Raw genomic sequence first — 14,782 nt, forward strand, 5'->3', positions numbered from 1 at the left:
ATAAAAATTGACGTTTCACGTTGTTTGTTTCGTTTAGTTTTCAAAGTTCAACATCGCGTTTCAGCGACTTTTATAATTTAACATCTTGCGTTAAATCTGTCAACAACTTTTTTCTTTCGTTCCTGACGACGCTTATTAATTTACCATATTAATCATTCAAAAGTCAACACTTTTAAAAAAAATGCCAAAATAAATTTATTTTGGCATGATATAAAGTTTAATAACCACTAATGCAGCAACACCGGGTAGACCTAATAAACTTGTAATTGTTGCGGTGCCCAAGTTAATTGGGATATGAAAATCAAAATACGTTCCTACAACATTTACGATAAAAAGTAATGCTACTCCCAAAGTAACATGAAAGAGCGCTTTTCCTATAAAACGCAACGGCTTAGAAGAAACACCAAAAACAAGGAAAATAAAAACTAACGCAAGAATACCAACAATAATAATTGTAGAATTCATTTTTTCCTCCTTATGAATGACCTATACACATTTATTTGTATGGGACAAGACAATAAAAAAGAACGTTTATTATATAACTCCAGTCGTTTCATCTTATTCACCTTGATTCGGCTACACGTTCTTCAAAAAAACTATTAATCGACCTTTCCAAACGAATAAAATAAAAAGGCTCTGCTTTTTCAGCAGAACCTTTTACCATTGCTCCATCTTTACAGGACGACGTTTTGCTTCTTTTAGCAAGAAGAAATATTTCGCCTCTGCTATTTTCAAAGAACAAAGTACATCTTGAGATGGTTCAACACTTTGTTCAACCATTCTCTTTTGACGTAACCATTCATTCTTTACCTTTTCTAATAGTACAATTAGCTTATCATCATACTCTTTACGCAATTTACCCTTTTTTTGAAAGAACATTTTTGTTTCTCCTCTTATACTTCTCTACGACCTTCTAACGCTTTCGACAGTGTCACTTCATCTGCATATTCTAAATCTCCACCAACTGGCAGACCGTGTGCAATACGAGTTACTTTAATACCTGTCGGCTTTAAGAGGCGGGATATATACATCGCTGTAGCTTCCCCTTCAATATTAGGATTTGTTGCTAATATTACTTCTTGTACTGTTTCATCGTGTAGTCGCTTTAGAAGTTGCGGGATATTAATGTCTTCTGGTCCAATTCCCTCCATTGGAGAGATAGCACCACGTAACACATGATATACACCTTGATACTCTTTCATCTTTTCCATCGCGATTACATCTTTCGGTTCTTGCACGACACAAACAACTGATTGATCTCGATGTGAATCGTTACAAATATAACAAGGATCACGATCAGTAATATGCCCGCACACAGAACAATATGCTAAGTCTCGCTTCGCATTTACAAGTGCTTTTGCAAAACCTAACACATCATCTTCTTTCATATCTAATACGAAAAACGCCAATCGAACCGCTGTTTTCGGTCCGATTCCTGGCAATTTCATAAAACTATCAATTAGTTTTGATATTGGTTCTGGATAATGCATATATCAATATCCTCCTAGAACATTCCACCCGGTAAGTTTAAGCCTTTTGTAAATTTACCCATTGTAGAGTTTGAAAGTTCATCAGCTTTCTTAAGTGCATCGTTTGTTGCAGCTAACACTAAGTCTTGTAACATTTCGATATCTTCTGGATCTACAACTTCTTCTTTCACTTTTACTTCAAGAATTTGCTTATGACCATTTGCAATAACTGTGATCATACCGCCGCCAGCTGTACCTTCAACTGTTTTTTCGCCAAGTTCTTCTTGCGCCTTTGCCATTTCTTTTTGCATCTTTTGCATTTGTTTCATCATGTTATTCATATTTCCCATTCCGCCACGCATCATAATTAATTCCTCCTAATTATTATTACTCTTTTATTTCAATGAGTTCTTGCCCTACTAATTTTACAGCCTCTTCTATGAGAGGATCTTCTTTTTTCTCTGGGCTTTCTTCAGAACTTCCACCTTCACGCTGTAAAAAATCTTCACGGATTTTACCCCATTCACTTTTTGGAATGGCAATCATATTTAATCTTTTACTTAGCAATTCAAATAAAGTTTGTTCCACTGTATCCATAGCCTCTCGATTTTCGCTTGCCATTTTACAGTGAATCTCATATTGGAACGCTAAAACGTAAGTATCATCTGAAGCCGCTACCGGTTCGCTATTTTCTAATAAAACAGCAAACGCTACTTTGTTGTATGCTTTGAGTCTTCCTAACAACTCTCCCCATACAGCTTTTAATTGTTCTAAATCTTGACGCTTCGCTTGCTTTAATACTTCATTTACGCGTCCGACAGGTATCTTCATACTTCCTGTCCGTACTGGCTTTGGTGCTGCACGCGTCTCTCTGACTTCCTGCTGCACACCGGCCGGCACACCATTCTTTTTGACTTGTTCTAACTCTTTCTCTAATTGCTGCATCCTGTTCATAATTGCTTGTAAACGATCTGCACCATTTGCTTGCATCATAAACTGTTGACACAGTTGTACCATAACAACTTCTAAGAAAATTCGCGGATGATTTGTCCACTTCATTTCCTGTTGTGCTTTACTAAGAGTATGAATGATCTCATAGATTACTTCCGGCTGCATTTCTTCACTTAACGTCCGGAATTGCTCATCAACCATTACTCGTTCCAACATATGTTCCAATTGTAGTGAAGTTTGATATAAAAGCATATCACGATAATAGTAAATGAAATCCTCCATAAAGCGAACTGGATCTTTCCCTTTACCCATCATCTCATCTATGATACGTAATGCTCTTGATACATCATTTTCACGTATACATTCTACTAAGTTGCCTAAGTATTGCTGAGAAACAGACCCTGTTACAGCTAATACATCTTCTGTCGTAACAGTCTCATCACTATAAGATATTGCCTGATCAATAAGACTAAGCGCATCACGCATACCACCTTCAGCGGCACGTGCAACAATTTGTAATGCCTCATCTTCTACTTGCGTACCTTCATTGTTCACAACTGTCGATAATCTCTCAACAATATCATTTACTGATATCTTTCGAAATTCGAAACGTTGGCAACGCGAAATAATTGTAGGCGGTATCTTATGCGGTTCTGTTGTCGCCAAAATAAAGATAACATGTCCTGGCGGTTCTTCTAACGTTTTTAAAAGCGCATTGAAGGCACCCATGGAAAGCATGTGAACTTCATCAATAATGTATACTTTATATTCTACAGCACTTGGAGCATATTTTACTTTATCTCTAATATCTCGAATTTCATCTACACCGTTATTTGAAGCCGCATCAATTTCTAATACATCTGAAATAGATCCTTGTGTAATCCCCAAACAAGAAGGACATTCATTACAAGGTTCAGCTACCGGAGCATGTTCACAGTTAATTGCTTTTGCAAACACTTTTGCAATTGTCGTTTTTCCTGTTCCTCTCGGCCCAGAAAATAAATAAGCATGTGAAACTTTCTCTTGAAGAAGGGCATTTTGCAACGTTTTTGTCACGTGCTTTTGACCGACTACATCTTCAAACTTTTGCGGTCTCCATGTTCGGTATAACGCTTGGTATGACACGAAAATACGGCCTCCCTCAAAGGTTATTATCTCATTTATTATAACCCATTCTGTTTATAGATTCCAAAAGTTATTTTCTATACAAAAAACCCACCTTAGTATTAAGGTGAGTTTTGTATACATATATAACTGCCGTGCACCTTCTGTCGATTACGTACCATAAGCGTTACTTAAGCAGTTAGCTCGGTTCAGGCACTCCTGCGGCACACGAGAAGACCCGCTTATTGCTGCTTCCTTCCGGACCTGACAAGGTTCACGGGGTCCCGTTGCGCAGGACCCAAACGTCAACACCACTTACTTAAGGCAGGCCTTACAGCAACATAACCTCGAGAAGGGATTCGGCCTCGCTAGAGCGGATTGCGAGTATAGGGCACCGCTACCTCCCCGCTTAGCACGGCAAAGTTAAAACCAATATTCGGTTGCCTTCATTAAAGGCACTATCAGTATAACTTGTTTTTTTATAAAATGCAAATACGTTAATTCTCTTTACTTTTCTCTAATTTCTTAATCGCTTTTCTTTTTTTACGAAGCGCTCTAAAAAAGTTCGTTAACAGCGTACCGCACTCTTCTTCTAATACACCAGCTACTACTTCACATTGATGATTAAAGCGTTCATCCGTTAACAGATTCATCAATGTCCCTGCACATCCACCTTTCGGATCACTCGCACCATATACAACTCGCTTTACTCGTGATAAAACAATTCCACCCGCACACATCGGGCAAGGCTCTAATGTTACATATAACGTCGCATCTTCTAAACGCCATGTCCCTAATTTTTTGCACGCCTCATCAATAGCTAACAACTCAGCGTGAGCTATCGATCTTTGCTCAGTCTCCCTTAAATTATGAGCAACACTAATTACTTCACCATCCAGCACTATAACTGCCCCAATCGGTACTTCTTGTATTGCCTCTGCTTTTTTAGCCTCTTCTATTGCTAACTGCATAAAATGAATATCTTGATCACGTTCCATAACATAGTCCTTTCATTACAAATAAAGTACACTTATTTCCATTTACTACACATGGGATAACTTTTATAAATTCAATCCACCCTAAGAAAAAAAGAGAGGGGATTACATATGAAGAATACTGCCTTACTCATTATCGATATGATTAATGACTTTCAATTTTCACACGGGCCTATCCTAGCCAAAAAATGCGAAATTATAACCAATCCTATTTTACAATTAAAGAAAACAATGAAATCCTTCGGTTGCCCCATCATTTATATTAATGACCATTATCAACTTTGGAGGTCTGATATTGACCAATTGATTACTCATTGTACAAATGAGTATAGTAAAAATATCATTCATAAGATCGCTCCAAATGCTGATGATTACATTTTTATTAAACCACATTACTCTGCTTTTTATGAAACACCTTTAAATTCTTTATTAGGCTATTTAAAAATAGAAAATCTAATATTAACAGGTGTCGCCGGGAATATATGTATCCTCTTTACAGCTAACGATGCTCATATGAGGAATTATACATTGTATGTACCACAGGACTGTATTGCATCTAATGATGATCAGGATAACCTGCATGCTTTAAAAATAATGGAAGCCACATTAAAAGCAAATATAGTACCGTCGTTTCAAATAAAATTTAATTAATACATATATCTATTTTCCAACTTTTTATATCAAATTAACCCGCTCGCTTCCCTCTTGTGCTACAATAATTCTGTTTTGTGTTTTTAGTAGTCACGGTAAATCACTGATTGAAAGGAGGAAACAGCGTGACCGGAGTACCATTTATCACGGTTGAAGGACCAATTGGTGTTGGAAAAACTTCACTTGCGAAGGAAATTTCAACTCACATGCAACTCCACTTACTGAAAGAGATTGTTGATGAAAACCCCTTTTTAGGAAAGTTCTATGAAGACATCGACGAATGGAGTTTTCAAACAGAGATGTTCTTTCTTTGTAATAGATACAAACAATTAGAAGATATTAACATAAAGTATTTGAATCAAAGGAAGCCAGTAGTAGCGGATTATCATATATTCAAAAATGTAATTTTTGCATCCCGTACATTAAAAGATTCTCAATACGACAAGTACATGCAAATCTATCGTATCCTTACACAAGATATGCCAGTTCCAAACGTTATCGTTTATTTAACAGCTAGCCTAGAAACATTACAAAAGCGAATTGCAATGCGCGGAAGAGAATTCGAAAAAAATATGGATCCAAATTACTTACTACAGCTCACAAAAGATTATGAAACAGCAATGGATGCTTTTAAAAAGGACCATCCAGATATCCCAGTATTGAAATTTAACGGAGACGATATGGATTTTGTAAAAAATCCTGATGATTTAAACGTCATCCTATCTGCCCTTCAAAATACTCTCTTAAAGGAGTCGAAATAATAATGAATTTAAGGCAAAAATATGATATACCAAATGACGCAGTAATCACTATCGCTGGAACAGTAGGTGTCGGTAAATCCACTATGACAACTGCATTGGCTAACGCTTTAGGGTATCGCACATCATTTGAAAAGGTAGATTCTAATCCGTATTTGGACAAGTTCTATGCTGATTTCACACGCTGGAGCTTTCACTTACAAGTGTATTTTTTAGCAGAACGATTTAAAGAACAAAAAAGAATTTTTGAATACGGTGGCGGTTTTGTTCAAGATCGCTCTATCTATGAAGACACTGGCATTTTTGCAAAAATGCATCACGAAAAAGGTACAATGACAGAAACTGATTATGAAACATATAAAGGTTTATTTGACGCTATGGTCATGACTCCTTACTTCCCACATCCAGATTTATTAATTTACTTAGAAGGTTCTTTCGATGATATTGTTGATCGTATCCAAGAACGTGGACGTCCGATGGAACAGCAAACACCAATCGAGTATTGGAAAGAGATGCATGGGCGTTATGAAAACTGGATTAACAACTTCAATTCATGCCCTGTTTTACGATTAAACATTAATGAATACGATATTTTAAAAGATGGCGATTCCATTGAACCAATCATAAAAAAAATCGGTCATTTTTTAAAACAAACACGTAAACTTGTAAAATAAAAAACCCGTGCATATGCACGGGTTTTTCTATTAAATTACTTTTTCTTTGTTGGAGCAATAATTTCACTCTCAGGTTTTCCAGCGTTAATACGCTGACGAACAGTACTTGTACTAATATCGTACGCCTCAGCAATCTCTTTAACAGTCATTTCTTTCCCGTTAATTACTGCTGTTAATACTTTACCTGTACGTTTTGGAGCTGCTTCTTTCTTTACAGCTTCTTTTTTAACTTTTTTTGGTGCCTCTACTTTTGTTGCAGTTTGCTTTACATCACAAGTGCAACCACAAAGTTTACGGAATGTATCATCGCTAATAATGCGTGATACATTTGCACCACTGTTTAAAATTCTATTGTTCTTACAGACAGGACATTGTACATAATATAAAGTTTTTCCATCTAAAGGAAACGTTTGTATAATAAGATCCATGTTGACTCCTTTCATATCTATGAAGATAATCATCGGAATATGAGTGTGTAATAAGGACAAAATCGCCTTACACCATACTTTATGATTGGTTTTAAAATAAAAACTCGTTACGTGTGGTAACGAGTTCTCCAATCTCCACTTATATGCGCTGTTGTCAATTATATCTGGAGGAGGTAGAGGGATTCGAACCCCCGCGCGACTCTCGCCGCCTGTCGGTTTTCAAGACCGATCCCTTCAGCCAGACTTGGGTATACCTCCATATTGACATCAAATATAATATCAAAAGAAAAACAGTTAGTCAACCCTACTAAAATAAATTATGAGGAAAGGAAAATTTTACTTTTCCTCTCCTACATCATAGCACTGACAACGCTCATAATTACCAATCACTCATACCGATGAATGTTTATAAATTTACTTAATAACTGTTTTTCCTCCCATATAAGGGCGAAGAACTTCTGGAATTATAATTGTACCATCTTCTTGTTGGTAGTTCTCTAAAATAGCTGCCACCGTACGTCCAATTGCAAGACCAGATCCATTTAATGTATGAACATGTTCTGGTTTGCCGTTTGGCTCACGACGGAAACGGATATTTGCACGTCTCGCTTGGAAAGCCTCGAAATTACTACAAGAAGAGATTTCACGATATGTGCCATAGCTTGGAATCCATACTTCGATATCGTATTTCTTCGCTGCTGTAAATCCTAAATCGCCTGTGCACATGCTCATAACGCGATATGGCAACTCTAATAATTGTAACACGCGTTCTGCATCATTTGTTAGTTTTTCTAACTCTTCATAAGAATCTTCTGGTTTTACGAACTTCACAAGCTCTACTTTATTGAACTGGTGCTGACGAATTAAACCACGTGTATCACGGCCAGCTGAACCTGCTTCAGAACGGAAACAAGAGCTAAACGCAGCATATCTTATAGGCAATTGTTCTTTATTTAAGATCTCATCACGGTGCATATTTGTTACAGGTACTTCAGCTGTTGGAATTAAGAAGTAGTCTTCACTTTCAATACGGAATGCATCTTCTTCAAACTTCGGAAGTTGTCCTGTCCCTGTCATGCTTGCACGGTTTACCATATACGGAGGTAATACTTCTTCATATCCATGCTCATCAGTATGAAGATCAAGCATAAAGCTAATTAAAGCACGCTCTAATCTTGCGCCAGCACCTTTGTAGAATACGAAGCGGCTTCCTGTTACTTTTCCAGCACGTTCAAAATCTAGAATTCCTAAATCTGTAGCAAGATCCCAATGTGGTTTTGGTTCAAAAGCAAATTCCTTCACTTCTCCCCAAGTGCGAGCTACTACATTATCATCCTCTGTTTCACCAACTGGAGCAGATTCGTGCGGAATATTTGGAATAGATAGCATCAATCTTTCTAGATCTTCTTCAACTGTACGAAGTTCGTTATCAAGATCTTTTACTTTTTCTCCAACTTCACGCATTTCTAAAATTAGAGCTTCTGCATCTTTCTTTTCGCGCTTCAATACAGAGATTTGTTGAGATACTTCGTTACGTTTACTTTTTAGTTCCTCTGTTTGAACAAGTAGTTCTCTTCTTCTCGTATCTAATTCTTCAAAGCGACCAAAATCAGTTAAATCTTCGCCTCTATGCTGTAACTTAGCTTTTACTTCTTCAAAATTTGTACGTAAAAATTTAATATCAAGCATTATATACTCCTCCTTTTATTTTATAAAACACAAAAAACTCCCGTCCCTATATAAAGGGACGGGAGTTAACCCGCGTTGCCACCCTAGTTGAAAGCATTACCGCTTTCCTCTCAAGTAGAAATAACGGCTCTTCACCGGGAATGTTTACTAATCATAAAGATATTCCACATTCCATTCCAGGATGGATTCACAAACTGTTTCTATCGATTTCCACCAACCATCGACTCTCTATAAGAAACGACATTTGTTACTACTTCCTATCAACACGCTTATTTTATAAAATTGTTACCATCAATTTACTATAATCTTATACAAGTTGCAAGTTACTTATACAACTTTTTTCATTTTCGCTTCTTTTACCATTTCTACAAAGTATGCTGTTACACGATGATCATCTGTTAATTCCGGATGGAAAGAAGCAGCTAAAAACGGCCCTTGCCTTACCGCTACCATTCGATCACCATGTGTAGAAAGTACCTCAACATCATCCGCTACATTTACAACATACGGGGCACGAATAAATACGCCAACAAAATCTTCTCCCACACCTTTAATAGAAAGTGCAGCTTCAAAGCTATCTTTTTGACGTCCAAACGCATTGCGCTCAACTGTAATATCCATAGCACCAATATGTGCTTCGTCATAGCCAATAAGTGTTTTTGCGAGAAGAATCATTCCTGCACATGTACCAAACATTGGTTTACCAGACTTCGCAAATGTACGAAGCGGTTCCATGAAAGCATACTTATCAATAAGACGGCGCATAGTTGTACTTTCACCGCCTGGTAAAATAAGACCATCAATCTCTTCAAGTTGTTCTATACGCTTTACAACAACAGCTTCTGCACCACTTGCTTCAACTGATTTTACATGTTCACGAACTGCACCTTGAAGACCTAGTACACCGATTTTCACCATTTTAAAGTTCTCCTTCAATTACCATCCACGCTCTTGCATGCGTTGCTCTGGTAGTAACGTTGAAATTTCAATACCTTTCATCGCATTACCTAATCCTTTAGAAAGGCTTGCAATTAACTCGTAATCCTCATAATGAGTTGTCGCTTCAACGATTGCACGTGCAAATTTCGCTGGATTCTCTGATTTAAAGATACCAGATCCAACAAATACACCATCCGCACCAAGTTGCATCATTAACGCTGCATCTGCTGGTGTTGCTACACCACCTGCTGCAAAGTTTACAACCGGCAAACGACCAAGGCGTTTAATTTCAAGTAGTACTTCATAAGGAGCACCAGTATTTTTTGCATATGTCATTAATTCATCTTCACGTAGACTTGCAACTTGACGGATTTCTGCATTGACTTGACGCATATGACGCACTGCCTCTACAATGTTTCCTGTTCCTGGTTCGCCTTTTGTACGAAGCATAGATGCACCTTCTGCAATACGACGTGCAGCTTCTCCGATATCACGGCAACCACATACAAATGGAACTGTGTAATCACGTTTATTTAAATGGTATACTTCATCGGCTGGAGTTAATACTTCACTCTCATCGATATAGTCTACCCCTAATGATTCTAATACACGTGCTTCTACAAGGTGACCGATACGGCATTTTGCCATAACCGGAATTGACACTGCACCCATAACTTCTTCAACGATTGTTGGGTCTGCCATACGAGAAACGCCACCTGCTGCACGAATATCTGCTGGTACACGCTCTAATGCCATAACGGCAACTGCGCCTGCCTCTTCTGCAATTTTTGCTTGTTCAGCGTTAATTACGTCCATAATAACGCCGCCTTTTTGCATTTCTGCCATTCCACGTTTTACACGTTCTGTCCCTGTTACATTTGTCATGTTACAAAAACCCCCCTAGGTGAATTGCTTTTCCCCGTTAAAGGCGAAAATTAAGAATACTCTTACATTCTACCACTAACTATCAGATGCTTGTCTACTACTTTTTCATAAAGTCGGTATGAAAAATAGGAATAAGAAAAAGCCCCTACAATGAGGAGCTTTTAAAACCAACCTTTTACTGTATCAACAGCACTATTCCATATACCACTAAAGAAAGAACCAATTCCGCGCATAGCACGAGTAAACCAGTTTGCTTCTTCTACTTCAGATGTTGTTACAAGATCCACTTGTAACGACTTACCAGTTAAAAATCCAGGGTCGTTTGCATCTTTTGGCGTAATTACCATTTGACCAAGCGCAGCTCCCTTTTTAATAGGTGCTTCTTGTCCCTTACTTGATTCTTTTAATTCTGTTTTATAAACATCTTTACTTCCTTTTGGTACTGGAAGTGAAATGGCTTGTTTCGTTTGAACTGCTACATCTTTGTCTTTCGCATTTTCTACTCGTACTGTTTCTTGTCCTTTTACTGAAGAACCTTTTTTATACATTTGTTTCATTTCAAAGTTAGCAAATCCATAATCATATAGCTTCTTTGTTTCATCAAAACGTGCTGTATGAGAACTTGTTTTAATCACTACAGAAATAAAACGCATACCGTTTCTTTCAACCGTACCAGTGAAGCAATCTCCCGCTTCTGGAGTTGAGCCTGTTTTTAGGCCATCTACGCCATCATATTCTTTAACTAAGCCCTTTAACATCCAGTTCCAGTTCGACATTGCAAACTTCTCTTTTTCTGGACGGAATTCTTTTTTCGGGATTTTTGCTGTATCTAACACTTTTGGATAATCTTTAATTAAATGTTGTGCTAAAGTTGCAACATCCTTTGCAGACATTTTATTTTCTTCATCCGCTGTTGTTCCTTCTGGATGCATTCCCTTTAAATCTTTATTCGTTAAACCTGTAGAATTGACAAATTTATAATTTTTCAACCCTAGTTCTTTCGATTTATCATTCATCATTTTTACGAAATCTACTTCTTTACCTGCAATTGCTTCTGCTAATGCAATCGTTGCACCATTTGCAGAGAAGATTGCCATTGCCTCGTATAACTCTTTTACTGTATAAGAGCCACCATTTTCTAATGCCACATTTGATAATGAAGCATCCTGTGAAACTTTATACGCATATTCAGAAACCTTAATTTTCTGATCCCACTTAAGCTTTCCTTTATCCACTGCTTCGTGAACTAAATACTCACTCATCATCTTCGTCATACTAGCAATGGATAATAATTCATCAGCATTCTTTTGATATACAATTTTTCCAGAATTCGCTTCTACTAAAATTGCCGCACCTGCTTCAATACTTAAAGCAGTTCCTGTTTCAGCTGATGCATTGCTATATGGTAACAACATACTACAAGCTAGTGTAAGCATTGTTACTAGTGCAATGAATCTTTTGCAAAACATACCTTTCACTTTTGCTACCCCCAATATCTATGTACTCACATAACCGTTATTCTAACATAATCAAAAAAAAATAGACAGAGATATAAAATCTCCGTCTATTTATATATAAGACATTATAATGAGTAGTTTGGAGCCTCTTTTGTAATTTGTACATGATGAGGATGACTTTCAAGTAAACCAGCACCTGACATACGAACAAATTGTGCATTCTCACGTAAGAATTCTAAATCTTGTGCTCCGCAATATCCCATACCTGCACGTAATCCACCAACTAATTGATGAACCGTATCTGCTAAAGGTCCTTTATATGGTACTCGTCCTTCAATACCTTCTGGAACAAGTTTTTTATTTCCTTCTTGGAAATAACGATCTTTACTTCCTTTTTCCATCGCTCCGACAGAACCCATACCACGATATACTTTAAATTGGCGACCTTGATAAATTTCAGTTTCACCAGGACTTTCAGCAACACCAGCAAACATACTACCTAGCATAACAACATGTGCTCCTGCTGCTAAAGCTTTAACCATATCACCAGAGTACTTAATACCACCGTCAGCAATAACTGGGATACCGTGTTTACGAGCTTCTGTTGCACAATCATAAACCGCTGTTAATTGTGGTACACCAACCCCAGCTACAACACGTGTTGTACAGATAGAGCCTGGTCCAATACCAACTTTAACTACGTTTGCCCCTGCTTCAATTAATGCTCTTGTTGCTTCAGCAGTAGCAACATTTCCAGCGATAATATTTAATGATGGATACTTTGCACGAACTTCTTTTACTTTATCAATAACGCCTTGAGAATGTCCATGGGCTGTATCAAGTACGATTGCATCTACGCTAGCTTTTACTAATGCGTCAATGCGAGTCATAGCATCAGCCGTTACACCAACTGCTGCTCCAACTAATAAGCGCCCTTGCTTATCCTTCGCAGAATTTGGGAATTCAATTACTTTTTCAATATCTTTTATTGTAATAAGCCCTTGTAATACACCATTGTTATCAACAAGAGGGAGTTTTTCAATTTTATACTTTTGTAGGATCTTTTCAGCCTCATCTAGCGTTGTACCAACTGGAGCTGTAATTAGCTGTTCTTTTGTCATTACGTCGGAAATTTTGATTGAGTAGTCTTGGATAAAACGCATATCACGGTTTGTAATAATACCAACTAATTTTCGCTCGTCTAAATTATTTACAACCGGTACACCTGAGATACGATATTTCCCCATAAGGTGTTCTGCATCATACACTTGATGTTCTGGAGTTAAAAAGAAAGGATCTGAAATAACACCACTTTCAGAACGTTTTACTTTATCAACCTGCTCGGCTTGTTGTTCAATAGACATATTTTTATGAATAATTCCTAAACCGCCTTGACGAGCCATTGCAATAGCCATATCCGCTTCTGTTACTGTATCCATTCCTGCACTAATTAACGGGATGTTTAACTGTAAGCTTTCAGATAAAACTGTTTTAACACTTACTTCTCTTGGTAGTACATCTGACTTTGCTGGTACAAGTAATACGTCATCAAAAGTCAAACCTTCTTTAACAAATTTAGATTCCCACATAATTGTTCCCCCCATGATACCAGAAATTATTATTAGTAGCTTATCAATTGGTTAAAATACTGTCAAGGACGTATATATATGTTAGAATTTTTAGACAATAAAAGGAGCGTAATATATGCATCAAACACATTGTACTTGGCAGCAACTAAGTTTCTTCTTTTCATCTCAAAATGTACAACGTTATCTTGCCCGTTGTTATGAAAAATCCTCCATACAAAATGCTGAAAAAAAAAGTTTTGAAAATAGTTATCCCTTTATTTATTATTTAGAACATGGGAAAAATTATTATGAATTATATAAGGTAGCTCCCTTTTCAATTCAGCCAATGTTATTGTTTTATGGAATGAGCCAACTTTTTAAAGCATGCTTATTAACTATTGATCCGAACTATCCTGAATCCACTACTGTTTTAGCTCATGGTGTTACGACTCGTAAGCGGAAAAAACAGGGATATCAATTTTTAGAAGATGAGGTAAAGGTACAAAAAAATGGATTATTTACTCATGTTGCAGAACAGCTGTTTCACATGAAACACTTAGAATCAGAGAAGTTTAACATGTTGGATTTAATGGGGAATATTCCTGAATTACAAAACTTATTTCGCTATAGTCAACGAGGTGCCACTTTGTATAAAATTGATTCAACAAATGCAAATGAACTTTCCTTTTCAGTCAATATACTAGATCGACTTCATATGACTTCAGAAAGATTTTCACGTTATATTGAATCAATTTGTAAGCACTTATCCGTGCAACATGTTACTGGGAAAACGAGCGCCTCCAATTTGCTTTTTACAGCTCCTATTCAATCGTGGAATCCTATATATAGTACGCCTTTATACTACGAATATCTCGCTGATACTTATTACTTACCACTTACAACTGACCCTAGAAATCCTAAACCCGTATTACCTGAACTTCTTGTTCACTATTTATTGCTCTACAATTTAAGTATGATTTCTAGATACGAAACAGATTGGTGGTATGATTTACTTGGAAGCTATGGCTCTGAAGATTACCCATTTATTTATCAATTTCTTACTATTTCTGCTCAAAAAATTCCTTACTATATTTCGAATTTTTTACTAGCAGAACCGAACCTATTTCATGGGAAATAAAAAAACACAAGTCAAAAGACTTGTGTTTTTAGTTGCTTGGCGACGTCCTACTCTCACAGGGACAAGGTCCCAACTA

At 37.1% G+C, this 14,782-nt stretch carries 16 protein-coding genes, 1 tRNA gene, 1 other RNA gene and 1 other annotated feature; of the genes, 4 read left to right on the top strand and 14 right to left on the bottom strand.

Translation table 11 applies throughout. The features are described 5' to 3' along the window. Positions 1 to 195: 195 nt before the first annotated feature. The 7 genes from PDQ33_RS25580 to tadA all read right to left on the bottom strand — a co-directional run bounded on the left by PDQ33_RS25580 (position 196) and on the right by tadA (position 4,522). On the bottom strand, positions 196 to 465 hold the full coding sequence (locus PDQ33_RS25580) for a pro-sigmaK processing inhibitor BofA family protein (RefSeq protein ID WP_001089262.1): 270 nt from the start codon (positions 463 to 465) through the stop codon (positions 196 to 198). A gap of 192 nt (positions 466 to 657) precedes the next feature. Further along, positions 658 to 879 carry a YaaL family protein gene (locus PDQ33_RS25585; RefSeq protein WP_000466020.1) on the bottom strand — a complete coding sequence of 74 codons (222 nt, stop codon included), beginning with the start codon at positions 877 to 879 and terminating at the stop codon, positions 658 to 660. A gap of 14 nt (positions 880 to 893) precedes the next feature. Then, positions 894 to 1,490, bottom strand: a complete 597-nt coding sequence (recR, locus tag PDQ33_RS25590) for a recombination protein RecR (protein ID WP_000559169.1) — start codon at positions 1,488 to 1,490, stop codon at positions 894 to 896. Between the two features lie 14 nt (positions 1,491 to 1,504). Beyond that, positions 1,505 to 1,831, bottom strand: coding sequence for a YbaB/EbfC family nucleoid-associated protein (locus PDQ33_RS25595; RefSeq protein ID WP_001996460.1), 327 nt, complete (start codon positions 1,829 to 1,831; stop codon positions 1,505 to 1,507). Between the two features lie 25 nt (positions 1,832 to 1,856). Further along, entirely contained in the window at positions 1,857 to 3,545 is a 1,689-nt protein-coding gene (gene dnaX, locus PDQ33_RS25600; protein WP_076856629.1) for a DNA polymerase III subunit gamma/tau, read from the bottom strand. Between the two features lie 132 nt (positions 3,546 to 3,677). Next, an RNA gene (gene ffs / locus PDQ33_RS25605) (signal recognition particle sRNA large type) lies at positions 3,678 to 3,942 on the bottom strand. Positions 3,943 to 4,021: 79 nt separating this feature from the next. Continuing rightward, complete coding sequence (tadA, locus tag PDQ33_RS25610; protein WP_000439008.1) at positions 4,022 to 4,522, bottom strand: tRNA adenosine(34) deaminase TadA; 501 nt, start codon at positions 4,520 to 4,522, stop codon at positions 4,022 to 4,024. A 108-nt stretch (positions 4,523 to 4,630) separates the two neighbouring features. Between tadA and PDQ33_RS25615 the strand changes: the two genes are divergently transcribed. The 3 genes from PDQ33_RS25615 to PDQ33_RS25625 all read left to right on the top strand — a co-directional run bounded on the left by PDQ33_RS25615 (position 4,631) and on the right by PDQ33_RS25625 (position 6,602). Further along, on the top strand, positions 4,631 to 5,170 hold the full coding sequence (locus tag PDQ33_RS25615) for an isochorismatase family cysteine hydrolase (protein ID WP_000798715.1): 540 nt from the start codon (positions 4,631 to 4,633) through the stop codon (positions 5,168 to 5,170). A 125-nt stretch (positions 5,171 to 5,295) separates the two neighbouring features. Continuing rightward, entirely contained in the window at positions 5,296 to 5,931 is a 636-nt protein-coding gene (locus PDQ33_RS25620) for a deoxynucleoside kinase (RefSeq protein WP_000148224.1), read from the top strand. Between the two features lie 2 nt (positions 5,932 to 5,933). After that, positions 5,934 to 6,602, top strand: a complete 669-nt coding sequence (locus PDQ33_RS25625) for a deoxynucleoside kinase (protein WP_001053585.1) — start codon at positions 5,934 to 5,936, stop codon at positions 6,600 to 6,602. Positions 6,603 to 6,637: 35 nt separating this feature from the next. Here the strand turns inward: PDQ33_RS25625 and PDQ33_RS25630 are convergent, their stop codons facing one another. From PDQ33_RS25630 to guaB, 7 genes are all read right to left on the bottom strand, one after another. Continuing rightward, complete coding sequence (locus PDQ33_RS25630; protein WP_000364200.1) at positions 6,638 to 7,030, bottom strand: DUF3797 domain-containing protein; 393 nt, start codon at positions 7,028 to 7,030, stop codon at positions 6,638 to 6,640. Positions 7,031 to 7,195: 165 nt separating this feature from the next. Then, positions 7,196 to 7,288: transfer RNA gene (locus PDQ33_RS25635), tRNA-Ser, on the bottom strand. A gap of 156 nt (positions 7,289 to 7,444) precedes the next feature. Further along, positions 7,445 to 8,719, bottom strand: coding sequence for a serine--tRNA ligase (gene serS, locus PDQ33_RS25640; RefSeq protein WP_000884181.1), 1,275 nt, complete (start codon positions 8,717 to 8,719; stop codon positions 7,445 to 7,447). 51 nt (positions 8,720 to 8,770) lie between these two features. Beyond that, positions 8,771 to 8,992 (bottom strand) — a binding site (T-box leader). A gap of 54 nt (positions 8,993 to 9,046) precedes the next feature. Further along, positions 9,047 to 9,637, bottom strand: coding sequence for a pyridoxal 5'-phosphate synthase glutaminase subunit PdxT (gene pdxT / locus PDQ33_RS25645; protein WP_000238780.1), 591 nt, complete (start codon positions 9,635 to 9,637; stop codon positions 9,047 to 9,049). An 18-nt stretch (positions 9,638 to 9,655) separates the two neighbouring features. Then, positions 9,656 to 10,543 carry a pyridoxal 5'-phosphate synthase lyase subunit PdxS gene (pdxS, locus tag PDQ33_RS25650; protein WP_000186156.1) on the bottom strand — a complete coding sequence of 296 codons (888 nt, stop codon included), beginning with the start codon at positions 10,541 to 10,543 and terminating at the stop codon, positions 9,656 to 9,658. A gap of 161 nt (positions 10,544 to 10,704) precedes the next feature. Continuing rightward, positions 10,705 to 12,012 (bottom strand): D-alanyl-D-alanine carboxypeptidase DacA, encoded by a 1,308-nt coding sequence (gene dacA, locus PDQ33_RS25655; protein ID WP_270756832.1) that lies wholly within the window; start codon positions 12,010 to 12,012, stop codon positions 10,705 to 10,707. A gap of 113 nt (positions 12,013 to 12,125) precedes the next feature. Then, positions 12,126 to 13,589: an IMP dehydrogenase gene (gene guaB, locus PDQ33_RS25660; protein ID WP_000264079.1), complete on the bottom strand. Its 1,464-nt coding sequence runs from the start codon at positions 13,587 to 13,589 to the stop codon at positions 12,126 to 12,128. A 115-nt stretch (positions 13,590 to 13,704) separates the two neighbouring features. Here guaB and PDQ33_RS25665 point away from each other — a divergent pair, with 115 nt between their 5' ends. Then, positions 13,705 to 14,706, top strand: coding sequence for a YaaC family protein (locus tag PDQ33_RS25665; RefSeq protein ID WP_270756829.1), 1,002 nt, complete (start codon positions 13,705 to 13,707; stop codon positions 14,704 to 14,706). Positions 14,707 to 14,782: the final 76 nt, after the last annotated feature.

The sequence above is a fragment of the Bacillus cereus group sp. Bc031 genome (assembly GCF_027716265.1).
Classification (GTDB): domain Bacteria; phylum Bacillota; class Bacilli; order Bacillales; family Bacillaceae_G; genus Bacillus_A; species Bacillus_A paranthracis.

What these genes read in the sequence shown, in the direction of transcription:
- PDQ33_RS25595 (WP_001996460.1), bottom strand. Translation starts at nt 1,831, where the DNA reads ATGCGTGGCGGAATGGGAAATATGAATAACATGATGAAACAAATGCAA.
- PDQ33_RS25580 (WP_001089262.1), bottom strand. Translation starts at nt 465, where the DNA reads ATGAATTCTACAATTATTATTGTTGGTATTCTTGCGTTAGTTTTTATT.
- guaB (WP_000264079.1), bottom strand. Translation starts at nt 13,589, where the DNA reads ATGTGGGAATCTAAATTTGTTAAAGAAGGTTTGACTTTTGATGACGTA.
- PDQ33_RS25585 (WP_000466020.1), bottom strand. Translation starts at nt 879, where the DNA reads ATGTTCTTTCAAAAAAAGGGTAAATTGCGTAAAGAGTATGATGATAAG.
- pdxS (WP_000186156.1), bottom strand. Translation starts at nt 10,543, where the DNA reads ATGACAAATGTAACAGGGACAGAACGTGTAAAACGTGGAATGGCAGAA.
- PDQ33_RS25665 (WP_270756829.1), top strand. Translation starts at nt 13,705, where the DNA reads ATGCATCAAACACATTGTACTTGGCAGCAACTAAGTTTCTTCTTTTCA.
- PDQ33_RS25630 (WP_000364200.1), bottom strand. Translation starts at nt 7,030, where the DNA reads ATGGATCTTATTATACAAACGTTTCCTTTAGATGGAAAAACTTTATAT.
- tadA (WP_000439008.1), bottom strand. Translation starts at nt 4,522, where the DNA reads ATGGAACGTGATCAAGATATTCATTTTATGCAGTTAGCAATAGAAGAG.
- recR (WP_000559169.1), bottom strand. Translation starts at nt 1,490, where the DNA reads ATGCATTATCCAGAACCAATATCAAAACTAATTGATAGTTTTATGAAA.
- PDQ33_RS25615 (WP_000798715.1), top strand. Translation starts at nt 4,631, where the DNA reads ATGAAGAATACTGCCTTACTCATTATCGATATGATTAATGACTTTCAA.
- pdxT (WP_000238780.1), bottom strand. Translation starts at nt 9,637, where the DNA reads ATGGTGAAAATCGGTGTACTAGGTCTTCAAGGTGCAGTTCGTGAACAT.
- PDQ33_RS25625 (WP_001053585.1), top strand. Translation starts at nt 5,934, where the DNA reads ATGAATTTAAGGCAAAAATATGATATACCAAATGACGCAGTAATCACT.
- serS (WP_000884181.1), bottom strand. Translation starts at nt 8,719, where the DNA reads ATGCTTGATATTAAATTTTTACGTACAAATTTTGAAGAAGTAAAAGCT.
- dacA (WP_270756832.1), bottom strand. Translation starts at nt 12,012, where the DNA reads ATGTTTTGCAAAAGATTCATTGCACTAGTAACAATGCTTACACTAGCT.